The 17,552-nt window shown below is 69.5% G+C and carries 17 protein-coding genes; 7 read left to right on the plus strand and 10 right to left on the minus strand.

The features are described from left to right. The 4 genes from H0H10_RS06340 to H0H10_RS06355 all read right to left on the minus strand — a co-directional run. Positions 1-705 (minus strand): YoaK family protein (locus H0H10_RS06340; RefSeq protein WP_188179847.1); only part of this gene is annotated, 705 nt, incomplete at its 3' end. Further along, on the minus strand, positions 698-1,222 hold the full coding sequence (locus tag H0H10_RS06345; protein WP_188179848.1) for a DoxX family protein: 525 nt from the start codon (positions 1,220-1,222) through the stop codon (positions 698-700). The genes H0H10_RS06345 and H0H10_RS06340, both read right to left, overlap by 8 nt. A 47-nt stretch (positions 1,223-1,269) precedes the next feature. Further along, the gene (locus H0H10_RS06350) at positions 1,270-1,932 is read right to left on the minus strand and encodes a hydrolase (protein WP_188179849.1); all 663 of its coding nucleotides are present in this window, start codon (positions 1,930-1,932) and stop codon (positions 1,270-1,272) included. Between the two features lie 101 nt (positions 1,933-2,033). Further along, complete coding sequence (locus H0H10_RS06355; protein WP_223179465.1) at positions 2,034-3,914, minus strand: amidohydrolase; 1,881 nt, start codon at positions 3,912-3,914, stop codon at positions 2,034-2,036. 350 nt (positions 3,915-4,264) lie between these two features. Here H0H10_RS06355 and H0H10_RS06360 point away from each other — a divergent pair, with 350 nt between their 5' ends. The 6 genes from H0H10_RS06360 (at position 4,265) to H0H10_RS06385 (ending at position 11,330) form a co-directional block, all read left to right on the plus strand. Then, positions 4,265-5,236 (plus strand): alpha/beta hydrolase, encoded by a 972-nt coding sequence (locus H0H10_RS06360; RefSeq protein WP_188179851.1) that lies wholly within the window; start codon positions 4,265-4,267, stop codon positions 5,234-5,236. A 37-nt stretch (positions 5,237-5,273) separates the two neighbouring features. Next, entirely contained in the window at positions 5,274-5,990 is a 717-nt protein-coding gene (locus H0H10_RS06365) for an alpha/beta fold hydrolase (protein ID WP_188179852.1), read from the plus strand. Between the two features lie 660 nt (positions 5,991-6,650). Next, positions 6,651-7,229, plus strand: a complete 579-nt coding sequence (locus tag H0H10_RS06370; protein WP_188179853.1) for a Dps family protein — start codon at positions 6,651-6,653, stop codon at positions 7,227-7,229. 104 nt (positions 7,230-7,333) lie between these two features. Beyond that, on the plus strand, positions 7,334-8,203 hold the full coding sequence (locus H0H10_RS06375; RefSeq protein WP_188179854.1) for a LysR family transcriptional regulator: 870 nt from the start codon (positions 7,334-7,336) through the stop codon (positions 8,201-8,203). A gap of 933 nt (positions 8,204-9,136) precedes the next feature. Further along, the gene (locus tag H0H10_RS06380; protein ID WP_188179855.1) at positions 9,137-10,177 is read left to right on the plus strand and encodes an AraC-like ligand-binding domain-containing protein; all 1,041 of its coding nucleotides are present in this window, start codon (positions 9,137-9,139) and stop codon (positions 10,175-10,177) included. Between the two features lie 157 nt (positions 10,178-10,334). After that, a complete protein-coding gene (locus H0H10_RS06385; RefSeq protein WP_188179856.1) occupies positions 10,335-11,330 on the plus strand; it encodes an alpha/beta hydrolase in 996 nt (331 codons plus the stop codon). Between the two features lie 875 nt (positions 11,331-12,205). Here H0H10_RS06385 and H0H10_RS06390 read toward each other — a convergent pair. The 6 genes from H0H10_RS06390 to H0H10_RS06415 form a co-directional block, all read right to left on the minus strand. Then, positions 12,206-12,361, minus strand: a complete 156-nt coding sequence (locus tag H0H10_RS06390; protein WP_188179857.1) for a hypothetical protein — start codon at positions 12,359-12,361, stop codon at positions 12,206-12,208. A gap of 109 nt (positions 12,362-12,470) precedes the next feature. Then, the gene (locus H0H10_RS06395) at positions 12,471-12,635 is read right to left on the minus strand and encodes a hypothetical protein (protein ID WP_188179858.1); all 165 of its coding nucleotides are present in this window, start codon (positions 12,633-12,635) and stop codon (positions 12,471-12,473) included. Between the two features lie 271 nt (positions 12,636-12,906). Then, positions 12,907-13,359 (minus strand): DUF5709 domain-containing protein, encoded by a 453-nt coding sequence (locus tag H0H10_RS06400; protein ID WP_188179862.1) that lies wholly within the window; start codon positions 13,357-13,359, stop codon positions 12,907-12,909. 31 nt (positions 13,360-13,390) lie between these two features. Continuing rightward, positions 13,391-14,053 carry a DUF4232 domain-containing protein gene (locus tag H0H10_RS06405; RefSeq protein WP_188179859.1) on the minus strand — a complete coding sequence of 221 codons (663 nt, stop codon included), beginning with the start codon at positions 14,051-14,053 and terminating at the stop codon, positions 13,391-13,393. Positions 14,054-14,065: 12 nt separating this feature from the next. After that, a complete protein-coding gene (locus H0H10_RS06410; RefSeq protein ID WP_188179860.1) occupies positions 14,066-14,566 on the minus strand; it encodes a MaoC family dehydratase in 501 nt (166 codons plus the stop codon). 60 nt (positions 14,567-14,626) lie between these two features. Further along, positions 14,627-15,601 carry an SMP-30/gluconolactonase/LRE family protein gene (locus H0H10_RS06415; protein ID WP_188179861.1) on the minus strand — a complete coding sequence of 325 codons (975 nt, stop codon included), beginning with the start codon at positions 15,599-15,601 and terminating at the stop codon, positions 14,627-14,629. 932 nt (positions 15,602-16,533) lie between these two features. Between H0H10_RS06415 and H0H10_RS06420 the strand changes: the two genes are divergently transcribed. Continuing rightward, positions 16,534-17,552, plus strand: a 1,019-nt coding sequence (locus H0H10_RS06420; protein ID WP_309141735.1) for an LLM class flavin-dependent oxidoreductase, incomplete at its 3' end; no start/stop codon positions are given.

Below are 17,552 nucleotides of genomic sequence, written 5' to 3' on the forward strand. Positions count from 1 at the left end.
GGTGGAGGCCGAGAGGCGGTGTGTGGTTGCCGAGGTGGCGGTGAGGAGGAGCAGGGTGAGTACGAGGATGGTGAGCAGGTCGACGTGGTGCAGGAGGAGGGCGCCGGCGAGGGCTCCGAGGAACATGGCGAGGACGGAGAGGATGCGCCGGCCCGGCTTGGCTCCTGCGGTGGGTGAGGTGTCGGCGGCCAGTCCTGTGAGGGTGAGGGTGAGGACGGTGGTGGTGAGGTCGGGGACTGAAAGCCGTCGGGCGACTGCGTTCTGCATGCCCATGGCGATGCCCAGGAGCACGATGAGGGTGTAGCGGACGGGGGTGGTGACGTCGCCGTGTGCGGCCGCGACCGCGATCACGGTGCCGGCGACGAGGACGGCCTGGATGGCCGTTGTCACGGTCAGCAGCCGGCCGCGGTGGGCGGCGAACCGGGTGCCGTACTTGCCTCCCGCCAGTGCTCCCGCCAGGAAGGAGGCCATCGAGACGAGGGACGCCGCCGCGGACAGGCCGGGCGCGCCTGCCAGGGCGAAGCCGAGGAAGACGACGTTGCCGGTCATGTTGGCGACGAAGACCCGGCCGAGTGCCAGGTAGCTGACGGCGTCGATGAGGCCGGTGACCACTGTCAGCACCAGCATGAGTGGTGGCAGCGGCCCGTGCGGGTCGCCCTTGGGTGGCAGGAGTGTGTGGGCGGCGTCGGTCAGCAGCCTACGCATGCGGCCTCTCTTCGTGCGTGGTGTCGCCGGTGGCGGGCGGGTGGGTCAGTGCGGCGCGGGTGATCAGCCCGCTGACCGGTCCGGTGACGATCGCCGCGAGCGGGACCCACAGCGGCCAGGCGGTCAGTCCGAAGGCGTGGTCGAGCGACCAGCGGCCGGGGCCGGTGAGTGCGAGGGCCGCGGCGACGGTGACGAGGACCAGGGGGTACTCGTATCCGTCGTTCTGCACCCACAGCCCCTTGTGCCGTTTGACGGTGCCGGCCACCGTCATCACTCCCATGGCGGCCATCGCCGCCAGGGGAGTGAGGAGGCCGGCCGCCAGGAACAGGCCGGCACCGATCTGGCTGCCGCCCGCGGCGAGTGCGGTGAGTCTCCCGCCGCAAAAGCCGTCACGGCGGAACTCCTCGGTCCCCCCGGCCAGTCCGTTGCCCCCGAGCCGGAAACTGACTTTCTGCACTCCGTGCCCGGCGATGAGGAGTCCCACCACCAGCCGGAGCACCAACAGTCCGCTGTCCATCGCGTTGTGCCTGTTCCTGACGTGTGTCGTCAACCGTGTAAAGCGGGTCAGCCGGCGGCGTGCTCGCCGATGACGGACTGCGCGTAGACGACCCCGAGACCGTAGGTGCCGCCGTGCTCCTTCACGACGTCCATGACGGGCATGTACGTCTCCTGACGGGCCCAGTCACGCTGGAGCTCCAGGAGCACCTGCACCCAGGTCACCGGCACCACGCCGGCCTGGACCATCCGCTGGACGGCGTGCTCGTGGGCCTGCGGGCTCACGCCGCCGGAGGCGTCGGTGACGACGTAGACCTCGTAGCCCTGGGCGAGCGCGGACAGCGCGGGCAGGACCACACAGACCTCCGTCCACAGGCCCGCGATCACCAGCTTCTTACGCCCCGTCGCCTTGACGGCCTCGACGAAGGCGGTGTCCTCCCAGGCATTCATCGTGCTGCGGTCGATGATCTCCTGACCGGGGAAGACGTCCGCGAGCTGCGGCATCAGCGGACCGGAGAAGGACTCCGCGGCCACCGTGCTCAGCACCGTGGGAACACCGAAGACCCTGGCAGCCTTGGCCAGACCGACCGTCGCGTTGATGATCGCGGTACGGTCACCGCTGCCCGTGCCGAAGAACATCTGCGGCTGGTGGTCCACGAACAGCACCGCACAGTTGTCCGGAGTCAGCAGGTCCGGGCTCGGAGCAGCAGTGACCTGAGCAATGTCGACCATGAGAATACCTTTCAATGATGGGTTGCAACGATCACGGACGGTCGCCCGCGATCCGGAAAAGAAGGCCATAGGGACAGAACCCGATGGCAGAACGCCTGGGCTCAGAGGGAGAAGCAGGGGTCGAAGCCCGGACTGTCGTGCTCAGAGATCAGGTCCCGGCGGGCCCGCCACTGTCGGTGCAGCTCGGACTCGGCGACGGCCTCACCCAGCAGTTCGGCCTGACGGGCGCCCCTGAGGCCCGGTTCGGGAGCGGCCTGGTAGCCGCCGAAGTGCGCCACAGGGCTCCACTCGGGCGTGACCGAGGGCATGGCCTCGTCGATGCCCTCGTACTCGCGCGCGCCGTAGACGATGCGGCCGCCGACGACCGTCAGCAGGGCCTCGATGTGCGGGATCTCCTCGTCGGGCACCGCGAAGTAGTCCTCCGACAGGACGGTGAGGTCGCCGAGGAAGCCCGGCCGCAGGACGCCCTTGAGATCCTGTTCCCCGGTGAGCGCGGCACCGGCCGTGGTGAACATCTCCAGCGCCGTCTCCCGGTCCACGCGGTTGTGGGGCGGGTGGATGGTCAGGTCGCCGACCGTTCGGCCGGTGACCAGCCAGTGCAGCGCGACCCACGGATTGTACGAGGAGACGCGGGTGGCGTCGGTGCCGGCCGCAACTGTCAGCCCCCTGCCCAGCATCGCGCGGATCGGCGGGGCGTCCGCGGCGGCACCGATCCCGTACCGGCGCACGAACGCCTCGCCCTGGAAGGACAGCCGGTTCTGCACCGACATGGCTCCGCCGAGGGCGACGATGCGGTCGAGGCTGTCGGCGGACACGGTCTCGGCGTGGTCGAACAGCCAGCGGTTGCCGCCGGGGAAAAGCCCTTCCGCGGCGAGCTTCTCGAACACGGCCAGGTCACGGCGGATGGTCTCGTCGTACGTGGCGTGCAGGCGAAAGCCCCAGCCGTTCTCCATGAGCAGGCGTACGGCTTTCTCGAACTCCACCTCGTAGTCCGGTGCGTGCTCGGGGCGCGGCTCGGCGAAGTTCTCGAAGTCCGCCGCCGCCCAGGTGAGGTTCTCACCGGCGCCGTTCAGCCGCAGCCACTCGTCACCGTCCTCGGGCCGGACCATGCCGATCCACCGGGTCAGGTCCTCGATTTCCTGGCCCGCGGTCTGCGGGAAGAGGTGGTAGGCGATGCGCAGGGAGAGCTGTCCCTTGCGAGCCAGCTCGGTCACCGTCTGGTAGTTGTCGGGGAAGTTCTGGAACCCGCCCGCCGCGTCGATCGCCGAGGTGAGCCCGAACCGGTTCAGCTCCCGCAGGAAGTGCCGGGTCGACGCCTCCCGGTGCTCCTCATCGAGCCCCGGAGCCTTCGCCAGCGTCGAGTAGAGGATCAGGGCGCTCGGGGCTGCCAGCAGCATGCCCGTCGGCTCCCCGTCCCGGCCCCGCACGATCTGGCCACCTCGCGGGTCCGGCGTGTTCTTGTCGTAGCCGACCGCCTTGATGGCAGCACGATTGAGGATCGCCGCCTGGTACAGGTGCAGCACGAACACCGGCGTGTCGGGTGCCGCGGCGTTCAGCTCGGCGACGGTGGGCAGCCGGCGCTCGGCGAACTGCTCGGCCGACCACCCGCCCACCACCCGCACCCACTGGCCCTTGGGCGTACGGGCCGCCTGCTCGCGCAGCATGGCCAGACCCTGCCGCAGCGAGCGCACGCCGTCCCAGCGCAGCTCCAGCACGTAGTTCAGGCCACCGCGGATCACGTGCAGATGAGCATCGTTGAGACCGGGGATCATCCTGCGTCCGAGCGCGTCGACGACCCGGGTGGCGGGGCCGACCTGATCGGCCACGTCCTTGTCACCGCCGACGGTGGTGATGACACCGTCGCGGATGGCGATCGCCTCGGCCTGCGGGAGGCGGGGATCACCGGTGTGGATCTTGGCATTGCGGACTATGAGGTCCGCCGCTTCGTCGGTGGCGCGGGGAATCAGCCCGCCGACCGGCATCGTGGACACCTTTCGACAACCTCCTGCGGGGCGTACAGCTTGGGATTTGCGATGGGCAGTCCGAGGCCGGATGAGATTCGGCGAGGTGCACCAGGGGCGGTGCCGCGGCTGCTTCGCCGGCAACGCTATGCCGGGCAGAATCGGCCAGGTTTCTGGCCAGCGCACCGAACCTTGCCCATCAGCGCACTGTTCGTGCCCGGGTGCACGATGGGGCCAGAGCCGGTGCGCAGATGAGCAATGGCCACCGTTTTCGCGGGGCTAGCGTGGCCGTGGAAGGCCCGGCAGATCTCCGGATCCGGTGAGGGTCGCTCCGCAGGAAACCGACGCGCACATGAGTCTCAGGAGTCGATATGTCCCACACCTACGAGCCGGTTCAGCCGGTGCTGGAGCCGGCGGCGGCCGCGTTCGCGGAGGCGACCGCCAATCCGCCCTACCTGTTCGATCTGCCGCCGGCCGAGGGCCGCAAGGCCGTGGACGAAGTGCAGTCCGGCGATATCGCCAAGCCGGAAGTCGACGAAGAGTGGATCACCGTCTCCGGCGGCCCGACGGGCAGCGTGCGGGCCCGTATCGTCAAGCCCGCCGGGGCCGAGGACACCCTGCCCGTGATCCTTTACATCCACGGCGCCGGCTGGGTCTTCGGCAACGCCCACACCCACGACCGCCTCGTCCGCGAACTCGCCCTGGGCGCGAACGCGGCCGTGGTCTTCCCTGAGTACGACCTCTCCCCGGAGGTTCGCTACCCCGTCGCCATCGAACAGAACTACGCCGTCGCCCGATGGGTCGTCCAGCAGGGCTCGACGAAGGGCCTGGACGGCGCGCGGCTCGCCGTGGCCGGTGACTCCGTCGGCGGCAACATGAGTGCCGCGCTGACTCTGATGGCCAAGGAACGGGGTGACGTCGCCCTGGTGCAGCAGGTGCTGTTCTACCCGGTGACCGATGCAAGCTTCGACACCGGCTCCTACCATCAGTTCGCCACCGGCTACTTCCTGCGCCGCGACGGCATGCAGTGGTTCTGGGACCAGTACACGACCGACGAGGAGCAGCGCGCGGAGATCACCGCCTCCCCGCTCCGTGCGTCCACCGAGCAGCTCACCGGTCTGCCGCCGGCCTTGGTCATCACCGCCGAAGCGGACGTCCTGCGCGACGAGGGCGAGGCCTACGCGAACAAGCTCCGCCAGGCCGGCGTGCCCGTCATCGCCGTGCGCTACCAGGGCGTCATCCACGACTTCGTGATGCTCAACGCCCTGCGGGAGACTCACGCCGCCGAGGCGGCTATCACCATGGCTGCCGACACGCTCCGCGCCGCCCTGCACACCCGCTGACGCGGCGCCCACGCCGAATTCTCCAAGGAGCACAGCCATGGTCACCACACCGACCGCCCTGCTCGTCCATGGCGCCTTCGCGGACGCCGGCAGCTGGACCGGCGTCATCGCAGAGCTGCAGAACCACGGCATCCCCGTGGTGGCGCCGCCGAACCCCCTGCGGGGCCTGGCCTCCGACGCCGCATACATCGCCTCGCAGGCCACCCAGATCGACGGCCCGGTCGTTCTGGTCGGCCACTCGTACGGCGGGGCGGTCATCACCGTGGCGGGCGCCGCGGAGAACGTGGTGGGCCTGGTCTACGTCGCGGCCTACATTCCCGAGGAGGGCGAGAGCCTCGGCGAGCTGCAGGGACGCTTCCCCCTGTCGCCGCTGGTCAGCAACCTCACAGAGAAGACGTACCCGGTAGACGGCGGGGACGCCGCTGTCGAGGTCACGATCAAGCCCGAGGCGTACCCGGCCGTCTTCGCCGCCGATGTCCCTGCCGCCGTCACCAAGGTCCTGGCGGCGGCACAGCGTCCGCTGGCCGCCTCCACGTTCACGGAGACGGCGTCGGTCGCGGCGTGGAAGACCAAACCTTCGTGGGCCGTCGTGGCCGGCGCGGACGAGGCGATCAACCCGGAAATAGAACGCTTCGGGGCGAAGCGGGCCGGAGCGACGGTCGTCGAGGTCGAGGGTGCCTCCCACGCCGTCGCCGTCTCCCGGCCCAAGGAAGTCGCCGAGCTGATCCGCGACGCGGTGCGCGCGACGAGCTGACGCAACCTCCGTCGGCAGCCCACGCGAAGGCCGCGCGGTCCCATCAGAACGGGCCGCGCGGCCTTCGCGTGGGGTCATCTCATCTCCGGCGCGTGCCAACCACCGGAGCAGGTGTCCGAGGGACCACCCGCGGTCCACCTCCGGCTGCATCGGACGGACGGCCGAGCACGCCCCGTGATCGTCGGCTCGGTCACTGCGGAGGAAGCAGGGGATGTCTTCGCCGGCCAACCTGCCTCGGCAAGCAGATCGCCGGCTCGGATCATGATCTTGCCGGGCACGCGCGCCCAATACGGGCACTCACCTCCGACGAGCACCGTTTTTGCTCCCACAGCCTCCAGCCCGCCCTCGGCCAGGGTGCCTGCGACGTACTCGCCGCGCGTTCCCAGACCGACGACCACCACATCCGTCTGCTCGTGCATACTCAGCCGCTCCTCATCCTGGCGGCTTGCCCAGTGGTTGTCGCCTGCCGGAGACAGGGCCACCGGAAAGCGGCGGGAGCACACGAGCACGCGGGCACTTGTACGAGAGCAACGGTTCGTTGTGACGTCGGCAGCCATGCGCTGACGGGCACTGGCGCATGCGCTACCGGGCAAGAGAGTCCCGGAGGCGCCGCCTAGTGTCGCTTGCGTACACCAGGCACCACACCGCAGGAGGCTCAATATGACCGCCAACTCCGCTCACGCCAGCGGCAGTCAGCCGTGGCTGCACCAGAAGGGCGAGGTCATCCAGGAATTCGGGACCGTCAAACAGTTCCCGCTCGGTCTCTCCTACGAGGCCCGCATGTACTCCTGCCAGCGTCTGAACAAGGTCCTGGCGGACACCCAGATCCTGTACGGCCTCTACAAGAAGCACCACTGGCTGATGCGTGGCGCGACCTTCTACCAGCTGCACCTGGTACTGGACAAGCACGCGGGTGAACAGCTTGAACTCATCGATACCCTCGCGGAACGCGTGCAGTCCCTCGGCGGTGTCGCGGTGGGCGACCCGCGGCACGTCGCCGAGATCACATCCGTCCCGCGACCCCCGGACGGCGTGGAAGAGGTCCCGGCGATGCTGTCGCGGCTGCTGGAAGCCCACGAGACCATCCTCATCGAGGCCCACGACGCCGCCGCCCGCACCGCCGAACTGGGCGACGACGGCACGAACGACCTCTTCGTCTCGCAGGTGATCAGGACCGGCGAACTGCAGTCGTGGTTCCTGGCCGAACACCTGGTCGACACGCCCCTCGTCCGCTCCTGAAACCACGGAGACGGCGCCTGCACCACTGTCTGTTCCGACATACGATGCGGCGGTGAACAGTCGTCTTCGCACCGGGCGGAGCTCTGCGTGAGCGGGAGCGGATCATGGACCTGCGACAGATGGAGGTCATCGTCGCGGTGGCCGACACCGGTGGCTTCACGGCGGCGGCGCGGCGCCTGCACGTGGTGCAGTCCGCGGTGTCGGGCACCGTCCGGTCTCTGGAACGCGAACTGGGCACTCCCCTCTTCGACCGCACCACCCACCGCGTCGCGCTGACCCCGGCCGGTGAAGCCTTCGTGCCCGCCGCCCGAGCCACCCTCCGAGCCGCCGAACTGGCCCGGGACGCCGTCGAGGCCGTCAAGGGACAGTTGCACGGGCGTATCACTGTCGGAACCATGCAAGGCGTATGGGCGGGACTGCACCACGCCCTGGCCGCCTTACGGACGGAGCATCCGGGCGTGGTGGTCCAGCTGCGTCAGGCGGCAGTCGCCGACATCCGCCAGGCACTGCGCGAAGGCACCGTGGATCTGGCGGTCGTGGCACTCGACCGGCAGCAGCAACGTGGACTCATCACACGCTTGTTGTCACGCGAGGACATGGTCGTGGTGGCGTCGCCCTGTCGGGAACTCCCCGGGACGACGCCGGACAACGAGGTCGACCTCGCCGACGTCGCGCAAGTGCCCCTGGTGGACTTCTCACCGGGCTGGGCCATCCGCTACGCAGTCGACCGGGCTTTCCGCGCCGCCGGCGTCGAACACACCACTACGTTCGAGGTGAACGACATCGTCGCCGCAGCCGAACTGGTCCGTAACGACCTGGGCGTCTGCATCATGCCCAGGTCGATCGCGGACCGGTTCCCCGACCTCGACCAGCACCCGTTCCGCCGACACGCCCCAAGTTGGAAGAACATGGTTGTGCGGCCACCCGGGGAGGTATCCCCAGCAGTCGCCGCACTGCTGAACCACATCGCCTGACCGCTGCCGGCATGCGGGCAGCGAGTGGCGCGGATCGGCTCATCGCGCCGGTGGGGCCGACCCACGAGGGCTGCGTGCCAATTCATGTGAGAAGCATCTGAAATCAAACGGGCCGCGCTGAGCGATCTCGCCCACGCCTGCTCCGACCAGGCCGCCACCTGAGAGCCCACCATGACTCGTCTGCAGGCGGTGCCTCCTCCCACGGTCAGGCCCACCCCACTGCCGCCGCCACTGCCCGGCTCCTAGTGACCTGAGTCGTTGGTTCGGCAGGAGCCGTCCGAGTCCGGAGATTCCGCACTCGGTCACGGTGTGTCGCGGCGGCTGCCTGGCTGGCCGGACATGGTCCGCAACTGCGGCGGCGCTCTTCCTGGAACGCCGCCTGGACGGCCTGTCCGACGAGCCGTGGCCCGGTGCCCCGCGGACCGGCCACCGTGCTCTTCGCAGCTCCGGAGGTCGGCACGGGGAAGATGATCGACGCCTTGCATGGGCCGACCCGTGCCGTCGATTTCATCAAGTTCCCCACAATGCCCTCGAGCGCGACATTCGTGGCCGGCTCACCGAGTGATACGAGCACCCGAGTCCGAGACCCCTGCCGGTACCCGAGCTCGTTGTCCGGTGCGACGGCACTCCTCCTCTTCCTGCCCCTGCGCTGTCCCGGTACCTCACCCCTCTCATGCTGCCCATCGCCGCACCCGCGATTTCTGCCTGCGGTTCTGCCTGGGATCGTCAGCCATCCGCTGCTTGGCTGTTCCTGCGGGTAGGAACCGGGCCTCGCCGAAGTGGCACGGTTGCGCTCCAGCGAGGTCGCTGCCCGTACGAGGAAACGTCCGGTTCCTGCCGGTCACCGGTAGCTGCCATCTCGAGAGACGCAGCTGTTCCGTTCTGTTCCCGTCCCTCGCAGCCTTCAGAGATTTGCCCTGAGCGGAGAGCAACTTGAGCATGGTGTTGACGACCGCTTCCGTACCGGACCGGGACAAGGTCGCGTACTGGAACGAGGCGGTGAGCAGGACGCTGGTACCGATGACGGTCGCCCCGCTGGGCGACGGCCCGTTCGACGGCCGGATCGCCACCCACCGCCTCGGATACCTCCAGATCTCCACCCTGGAAGCCGACGCGGAACGAGTCAGCCGCACTCCGGCATTGATCACCCGATCGCCCGAGGCGCTGATGGCGGTCGGGGTCCAGATATCCGGCACGGCCACCTTCGTCCAGGACGGCCGGCGGGCGAAGGTGCGCGCAGGAGACCTGGTGTTGTACGACACGACACGGCCGTACTGCTTCGAGTACCCGCGGCGGTTCGCTGCACATGTCTTCCAACTGCCTCGCCGCGCATTGGGTGTGCCGGACAGCGATATCCGTCGGGCGACGGGTGATGCCATCGGCACGGAGGACGGCCTCGGCGCGATGCTCCTCCCGTTCCTGGCGAACCTTGCCTCCTCGGCCGACAGCTGCCCCGCGGCCGTCGCGAACCGGCTCGCCGGTAACGTCGTGGAGCTGTTCGCCACTCTCATCGCCGAGCGGGCCCACCCCGGCGGCGCCGTTGCGGACACCGCCCGCGGCCATCTGGTGCTTCAGGTCCGCGAACACATCGAGCGCAACCTGGGTGACCCGGCTCTGTCGCCGGAAAGCATCGCCCGGACGCTCCGGATCTCCACCCGGTATCTGCACCGGCTGTTTGAAGACGAGGAGATCACCGTGGCCCGGCTCATCCAGCAACGGCGCCTGGAGGAGTGCAGCCGGGAACTGGCCCGCCGTGCCAGGACAGCTCCCACCGTGTCCTCGGTTGCCCAGCGGTGGGGTTTCGTCAGTCCCGCCCACTTCAGCCGTGCGTTCCGTGCCGCCTACGGCGTCTCTCCTCGTGAGTGGCGTAGCCTGCGCACCGGCCAGGAACAGGTCGGGGGGCAGCTCCCCGTCGACCCGTCGACGGCGGTGATCAGCCAACCGAGGGCGGCCCTCCCGGCCCCCAGGGAGTAACGTGCCGTCGGAACCATGAGTGCCTGCCTGCGCGCCCAACGCCCGGTGGCCCGGTGCCGACGGCCGCACCTTCACTCTCCTTCTTCCCGATCAGGCACCCGGTGCCTCGCCCCGATGTCTCGCCTCATCCCCCTACGCTTTATCGGCTGGAGACCGTATGACCGACTTCGTCCCCGCGTCCGTCCCCCGTACAGTCCTGAACCAGCCCAGCCGAGCGTTCCTGGACAGATACACCACCCAGTCTTCGGCACACCCCCCGGACCCGGACCAAGCCAGGCTTGACCTGTCCCGTCTCCAGGCGCAGGGCGGCCATGACCACCTCGACGAGGAAGCCATCTCTACACAGTGGTTCACACTGCCGGGCGGACCGACCGGTCACGTACGGGTGCAGGTGGTCAGGCCGGCCGATAGCGTCGGGAGGGTTCCCGTCGTGCTGTTCCTGCACGGCTTGGGCTGGGTTCTGGGTGATGCCGGTACCCATGAGCGTCTGGTGCGCGCGTTCGCCCTCGGTACGGACGCGGCCGTGGTGTTCGTCGAGTACCAGCGCGCCCCGGAGGCCCAGTACCCGGTCGCCGTGGAACAGTGCTATGCGGTCGCGAGGTGGATCTACGAGCGAGGCGGCGAGATCGGTCTGGACGGGAGCCGGATGGCCGCCGTGGGTGACTCGGCCGGTGGCAACCTGGTGGCGGCACTGACCTTGCTCGCCAAAGAGCGCGGCGGAGTGCAGCTGGTGCAGCAGGTGCTGCTCTGTCCGGTCACCGACTCCGACTTCGACACGCCTTCGTACCGTGAATTCGCCACAGGGTACTTCCTCGGCCGTGAGACCATGCGCTGGTTCTGGGACCAGTACCTGCCAGACGTGCGGCAACGGCGTGTGGCCACCGCATCACCACTGCGGGCGTCCGTGGAGCAGCTGTCGGGACTTCCTCCGGCGTTGGTGGTCACCAGCGAGGCCGACGTGGTGCGCGACGAGGGTGAGGCCTACGCGGCCAAGCTCCGTGCGGCCGGCGTGGCGGTGGTCTCCATGCGCTACCACGGCACCATCCACGACTTCATGGTTCTCGATCCGCTGTGCGACACGGAAACCGCCCGCGCTGCCCTCGTTCAGGCCCTCGACACCGTGCACGTCGCTCTGCACCGGCACCGTGGCTGACTCCCTCGGCACCGCGGGCCGACAGCGTTGTCCTGAAGAAGGCACAGAAGGTCCTGGACTCACTCCAGGCCCAGTGAAGGAAGTCCACCGCTGCCACCTGTCTGTGTTCAGTCCCCTGAAAGGCTGCCGTCCGGGTAGCGACGCCCCGCTGCGTGGAGCGGACAGGACGCGGCGTCGAAACGATGCCGGACGCAGCGAGGTGCAGGCTCTTCTCCGCTTCGGCTTGGTGGTCGGCGGCCTCGCTCCACTGCTTCGCGGCGATGCGGTCAGGCCGAGTGCATAGGTCGTGTGGGGAGGAGTCATGTCCAGCGGCGCGCCCGCTGACCGGGCCGCCCGGCGCGTCGAGGAAGGCGATGATGCGCCTGGGCTCGCCCCGAGTTCCCTGTGGGCGACTGCCGCATGCGACAAGGCCAGCCATGCTGGGGAACATGTCCGGCCAGGCAGCGGCCCGGGTGTGCTCACCCTTGTGCGCGGCGCTGTGCAGCGCCGCATGCCAGGCGGGGGCTTCACTCCGGAGCCGTGCTCGGGCGTCCTCGGTGTTGTCCGAGCCGCCCAGGCCCCGCCAGAAGGTGGCTGAGCCCATCGCCCGGACTTGTACCAGCGGCCGGGCGACCAAGCCGTTTCCAGAGCGCGTAACCAGTCCTCGGCCGCTTCCCGCCGGCCCGGTGCCTCCTCTCGGATGGCTGTATGAGTGCAAACCGACGTACGGGACGTGCAGTTGGCAGCGACCGGTGACGGTGGTCCGAAGCGGTCCAGGCTTCGACCAACTCTGCCATCACTTCCTCTCCGGCCGGGGACGAGGCTCAGCGATCGCAGCATGCGTGCTGTGTGGCCGCTCAACTCCCGGTGGGGCAGCTGGAACGCCACCGCCACCCTCACATCACCCGCTGCCAGGGCGCCAGACGAGTCTCCCCGTCGACCAGGCGACGGATCGAGTGGTCGGCACTCCAGCCGGAGCGCAGCATCGGGCAGTCACCCACCACACGCAGGGCCGATGGCAGACGTCCGCACAACTGCGCGATCCGGTCCACGGCTGGAGATTCCGCGTACGCCCGGTCCCTACCAGGGTGCGGCGCAACAACTGAGCCGCGTCCTGCATCATCTCCGACAACGGCAGCCGGTCGACGTCCTCAAGCCCCGTCAACTTCTCCGGCTGGTGGACAAATAGGCTCCGCCCGCCGGCAGCAAGGGACGCACGTGCCTCTCGTCACCCATGTCGTCGACCTCGGAGCCGTAGTCCATCGTCATGATGTTCACCAGCGACACGCGCAGTCCCACGCTCTCCGCGTCGCGCAGCAGGGCCATACCACCTGCGCCGGGCCGTTCGTCCCGGACGCAGCGTGAACTGCACGTCCAGCGCGCGCCCCGCCTTCTCGGCCTCCTGCTGCAGCGCGGCCAGAGCCTGATTGCGACGGTGGTTGGCCTCGCTGTCGGCCAGCGCCGCGCCCCCGATGTCGAAGTCGAGCCGGGACAGGTCGAGGGTGTCCACCACCGTGCGGTACTGCTCCTGCAGGGCCGTGACCGCGGTCCGGCCCGGCTGCGCGCGGCAGCCGGGCCGGAGGGTGGCTTTCCGGGATCAGTAGGATCCGGACTCGGGTATCACATGCATGGCGGCCTCTTCCGCGGACGCCCCCGCTCCGTCCAGCCCCACGTCGGAAGCGAACAGGTCGGTCTCCGGGTCGTCCGGGTCGCTGCGGTCGGCGGCGACGAGCCGGCCGGCCCGCAGGTCACCGACCTCGGCGTCGACGAGCTCTCCGTCCGTGTCCCAGGTGTCGCCGATACCGTCCCCCTCCGGAAGGCCGATGTCGGGCACTTCCTCCGCCAGACGCTCGTCCAGTGTCTCGCCCCGCAGCCGCTCGGCCGCCGTCACTCCGGTGTGCTCCACGCCCCACGGCCTGTCCGGCGGTGAGTAGCCCTCGTCGAGAGCCTCCCTGCCCGCCCGGTAGTCCAGCGTGTCGGAGGCATCCAGCAGCCCTGTGTCGTCCTGCGTCTCCGCACCGTCCGGCTGGTAGATCTCGTCGCCGGTCATCTCGTCGGTCACGCCTGGCTCCTCCTCGTCATCAAGTGCCGTCGCCCGGGCGGAGAGGGCTCAGCCGGGGCACGGACGCCTTTCCCGTGTTGGACACCTCGCCGCCGGCCCAGCGCACCGAGAGCGCAGCGGTCTCGTCGGGCGGGGTGACGCGGAGCGCGGCCGGAGTGACCGTGGTGACCCCGGTGAGCGCCGGGTTGGTGTAGGTCAGCGCCGACCAGGCGCTGGCGCCCGGTGCGAGCGTCACCGTCCGCCGTTCCTCGTCGGTGGCCCGTTCCGGGTCGGGGGTGACGGCCTCGCCGGCTCCGTTGACGAACTCGACGCCGGGGAAGCCGTACACCGTGCAGGTGCGACGGGAGCCGTTGGTCAGGACGAGCGCGAAGTTGGACTGCCCTGCGCCGGGCCGGTTGGCGCCGACGGACGCGCTGAGCTCGGACGTGTGGCAGCGCCCCTGCGCGTCGGACGCGGTGGCGGTTGCGGTCGCCGAACCCGCGACGGGCGAGGAGGCCGGCGTCGGCCGACCGGACGGCCCGGTGGTGCCGCTGTCGGCGGGGCTGCCGCTCGACTCCCCTGTTGAGGGTGCCGTCACCGCGGAGGGGTCGTCTCCGGCGGAGTTCTCCGTGCCCTGGCCGGAGCACCCGGTCAGGACGGCGCAGCAGGCCAGTGCGGCGGGCAGGATCAGGTAGCGCCTCATGACGGACTCGCCTCACTGACGCCGCAGCAGGTACTTGTGCTGCCCGGACAGCACCAGTTCGCCGCGTTGGTTGTGGATGGTTGCGGACGTGGTGACGACACCGTTGTCGCCCTGAGGTTCCAGAGCGGTGATGGTCAGGGCCGGGTAAAGGGTGTCACCGGAGTGCACCTCGGCGAGGAAGGTGCAGGACAGTTCCAGGAAACTGACGAAGACCTCGCCGATGACGTGGGGGAACAAGGTGGCTCCCGGCGCGGTGAAGGCGAGCACCTGGAGGCCGTGCACCACGGGAGCGGAGTGGCCGTGCCGCCGGGCCCACTCGGCGTCGTAGTGCACGGGGTGGTTGTCCGCGGACACCGTCTGGAAGGCGGCGGCATGGGCGTCGGTCAGTGTGCGGCTGGGCGCGCGGAAGACCTCGCCGACGCACAGGTCCTCGAACGTCCGGGCCGGGACGACCAGGAACGCCTCGGGGGCGAAGTCCGTCGACGCGGGTGCCTCGGTGGGGGGCTGAGTCATGGAGCTGTCCTCTCGTGCGGGGGGTGACCCTGCCGCCCCTCGATGCGGCAGGGTTCCCGGCTACTTGCCCGGAACGATGCGGGCAGTCAGGAGGTTGGGATCCTCGTTGGTGAAGTAGGCGCCGTTGGCGATGTAGGCGGTGCGGCCCCGTACGGCGAGCGAAGTGGGGTTCTGCAAACCGTCAGTGCCCGTCAGGACCACCCGGTGGCTGCCGTCGGGCCTGACCCGCGCCACCTCGTTGTCGGCGTTGATCGCCGCCAGGAGGGTGTCGCCCTGTCCGGTGAAAGCGAAGTCGTCGATGTTGACCAGGCCGGTGGCGCGGGTCTGAACCGGACCGGCGGTGCCGCGTCGGGTGACCGGGATGCGCAGTACGGTGCCCTGGTCGAGGTTGGAGACCCATACGGCACCGTTGTGCACCTTGACGCCGTTGGCTCCCAGGAACCCGGCGGCATCCAGCTCGGGAGCGTCGGCCCAGCGCGTGGCGTCACCCCCGGAGAGCGGCACCCGCCACACCGTGCCGAGGACCGAGTCGGCGGCGTACAGGGTGCCCGACCGCTCGTCCAGGGCCAGGCCGTTGGGCAGGCCGTCCGCCGGGAGCGCGGCGATGCGCTGTGGATCGCCACCCGGGCGCAGGCGCCACAGGCCGGTGAGATCGGCGCTGCCAGTGGCGTACAGGAAGTACAGGGTGCCGTCGTGGGCTCGGACGATGCCTCCGAGGAACGGTGAGGACAGCGCAGGGGTGACCGAGCCGGCCGGGGGCTCGGGCAGGGTGGCCAGGACGGTGACGGTGCCGTCGGGGCTGATCCGTGCGACCTGGCGGCTGTAGGCGAAGGTGACAACGGCGCTGCCGCCGGGCTCCAGGGTGATGTTCTCCGGACGCTGCCCGTCGGCGATGTCCAAGTGCGCCATGAACCGTACGGCGTTGTGCGATTCGGCGGAGGCCGTAGCCGCGGGACCTACCGCGGTCATGGCGAGGGCCGCCGCCACGGCCGAGGCCAGGAGGCCGGTTCGGGTTCTCGTCAGGGCTCTGCTCATGTGCGTGCTTCTCTCTCTTCCTTCACGCATGTCTGTCAGTGGTCGGTCACACGGTGAGGGCGCACCCGCACCGGCAACGACCCGAACGGCTACGGCAGATGTCCCACGGCCGACTGCGGGATCGCCGTGCCCGGTCAGGACGTCGTCGTCAGGCCGGGACCGAGCAGCGAGTGCGGGGTCGGTGGCGGCGTGAGGAGCGGGGTTCGTGATGCGCGATCCGTGCGCCGGATATGCCGGTTCCGCGTCCAAAGCAGGGCACGTGGAACACGGCCAGCCTAAGGGCCGCCGACGCTCGCCTGTTGTCTGTGCGCGCCCGGGCTCTTTGCTCTTCGCGCCGTACGCCCGGCCGCACCTGCCTCTGGGGGCAGGTCACGAGGCCGCAGGGGCACGGTTCCGGCCCCGGCTTGGAGTACTTGGGGTAACAAGATCATCATGTGGAACGGAGCTGCAAGCAACGCCCGGAGGCTCCACCCCCTGCCCGTTACTGCCGACGTCTTGATCGACGTGCGGCACACGTACGTCCGGAGTTGCCATGCAGGCATCGCCCGCATCCCATGTCCCGCTCGCCACGGCTCGCGACGAATACCTGTCCCACCAGCAGTACTGCCGTCAGTGCCAAGCACATGGTGTCCCCTGCCCCGCGGCCAAGCACCTGCGACGCGTCTACAACAACGCGGCCAGGGCCGCTGCCTCCGCCCCGTCGGGTCGTTCCGGAGCCTGACGACCCGGTGTGGCCCCGGCGCGGCGCGCCACCGACGGCCTCGGCCGGCCGGACGTGCTTCCACGGGCAAGGATGCGTGCGTTCCTCGGCAAGGACGCCGGGTCGACGGACATTACGGTCCAGGAGAGGCATGACGCCACTCTGTCCACCGGACGCGGAGGCCGACGTGACTCGAACTCTCATCTGTTCGCCTCTGCCAAGGGAATCACACGTGTCGCAAGCGAAGTCGACGGCCATCGGCACTCAGTTCGGCGTCTTCACCGTCGGTGATGTCACGCCGGACCCGACCACGGGCCGTACGCCGACCGAACGTGAGCGCATCAAGGCCATGGTCGCCATCGCGCTGAAGGCCGAGGAGGTCGGCCTCGACGTCTTCGCGACCGGCGAGCACCACAACCCGCCGTTCGTGCCCTCGTCGCCGACCACGATGCTCGGCTACATCGCGGCCCGGACCGAGCGGCTGATCCTGTCCACGTCCACCACCCTCATCACCACGAACGACCCGGTGAAGATCGCCGAGGACTTCGCGATGCTCCAGCACCTGGCCGACGGCCGCATGGACCTGATGATGGGACGCGGCAACACCGGCCCGGTCTACCCCTGGTTCGGCCAGGACATCCGGCAGGGCATCAACCTCGCCGTCGAGAACTACGCCCTGCTGCACCGCCTGTGGCGCGAGGACGTCGTCGACTGGGAGGGCAAGTTCCGCACCCCCCTGCAGGGCTTCACCTCCACGCCGCGCCCGCTGGACGGCGTGCCGCCCTTCGTCTGGCACGGCTCGATCCGCTCCCCCGAGATAGCGGAACAGGCCGCGTACTACGGCGACGGCTTCTTCCACAACAACATCTTCTGGCCGGCCGACCACACCAAGCGGATGGTCGAGCTGTACCGGACCCGGTACGCCCACTACGGGCACGGCACGCCCGAGCAGGCCATCGTCGGCCTCGGCGGGCAGGTGTTCATGCGGAAGAACTCGCAGGACGCCGTGCGCGAGTTCCGGCCGTACTTCGACGTGGCGCCGGTCTACGGGCACGGCCCGTCGCTGGAGGACTTCACGGAGCAGACGCCGCTGACCGTCGGCTCGCCGCAGCAGGTGATCGAGAAGACCCTGTCGTTCCGCGAGTACGCCGGTGACTACCAGCGCCAGCTGTTCCTGATGGACCACGCCGGGCTGCCGCTGAAGACCGTGCTGGAGCAGCTCGACCTGCTCGGCGAGGAGGTCGTGCCGGT

Origin of the sequence: Streptomyces griseicoloratus (genome assembly GCF_014534645.1) — a bacterium.
Taxonomy (GTDB): Bacteria; Actinomycetota; Actinomycetes; order Streptomycetales; family Streptomycetaceae; genus Streptomyces; species Streptomyces griseicoloratus.

What these genes read in the sequence shown, in the direction of transcription:
- H0H10_RS06345 (WP_188179848.1), bottom strand. Translation starts at nt 1,222, where the DNA reads ATGGACAGCGGACTGTTGGTGCTCCGGCTGGTGGTGGGACTCCTCATC.
- H0H10_RS06350 (WP_188179849.1), bottom strand. Translation starts at nt 1,932, where the DNA reads ATGGTCGACATTGCTCAGGTCACTGCTGCTCCGAGCCCGGACCTGCTG.
- H0H10_RS06355 (WP_223179465.1), bottom strand. Translation starts at nt 3,914, where the DNA reads ATGCCGGTCGGCGGGCTGATTCCCCGCGCCACCGACGAAGCGGCGGAC.
- H0H10_RS06360 (WP_188179851.1), top strand. Translation starts at nt 4,265, where the DNA reads ATGTCCCACACCTACGAGCCGGTTCAGCCGGTGCTGGAGCCGGCGGCG.
- H0H10_RS06365 (WP_188179852.1), top strand. Translation starts at nt 5,274, where the DNA reads ATGGTCACCACACCGACCGCCCTGCTCGTCCATGGCGCCTTCGCGGAC.
- H0H10_RS06370 (WP_188179853.1), top strand. Translation starts at nt 6,651, where the DNA reads ATGACCGCCAACTCCGCTCACGCCAGCGGCAGTCAGCCGTGGCTGCAC.
- H0H10_RS06375 (WP_188179854.1), top strand. Translation starts at nt 7,334, where the DNA reads ATGGACCTGCGACAGATGGAGGTCATCGTCGCGGTGGCCGACACCGGT.
- H0H10_RS06385 (WP_188179856.1), top strand. Translation starts at nt 10,335, where the DNA reads ATGACCGACTTCGTCCCCGCGTCCGTCCCCCGTACAGTCCTGAACCAG.
- H0H10_RS06395 (WP_188179858.1), bottom strand. Translation starts at nt 12,635, where the DNA reads ATGGCCCTGCTGCGCGACGCGGAGAGCGTGGGACTGCGCGTGTCGCTG.
- H0H10_RS06400 (WP_188179862.1), bottom strand. Translation starts at nt 13,359, where the DNA reads ATGACCGGCGACGAGATCTACCAGCCGGACGGTGCGGAGACGCAGGAC.
- H0H10_RS06405 (WP_188179859.1), bottom strand. Translation starts at nt 14,053, where the DNA reads ATGAGGCGCTACCTGATCCTGCCCGCCGCACTGGCCTGCTGCGCCGTC.
- H0H10_RS06410 (WP_188179860.1), bottom strand. Translation starts at nt 14,566, where the DNA reads ATGACTCAGCCCCCCACCGAGGCACCCGCGTCGACGGACTTCGCCCCC.
- H0H10_RS06415 (WP_188179861.1), bottom strand. Translation starts at nt 15,601, where the DNA reads ATGAGCAGAGCCCTGACGAGAACCCGAACCGGCCTCCTGGCCTCGGCC.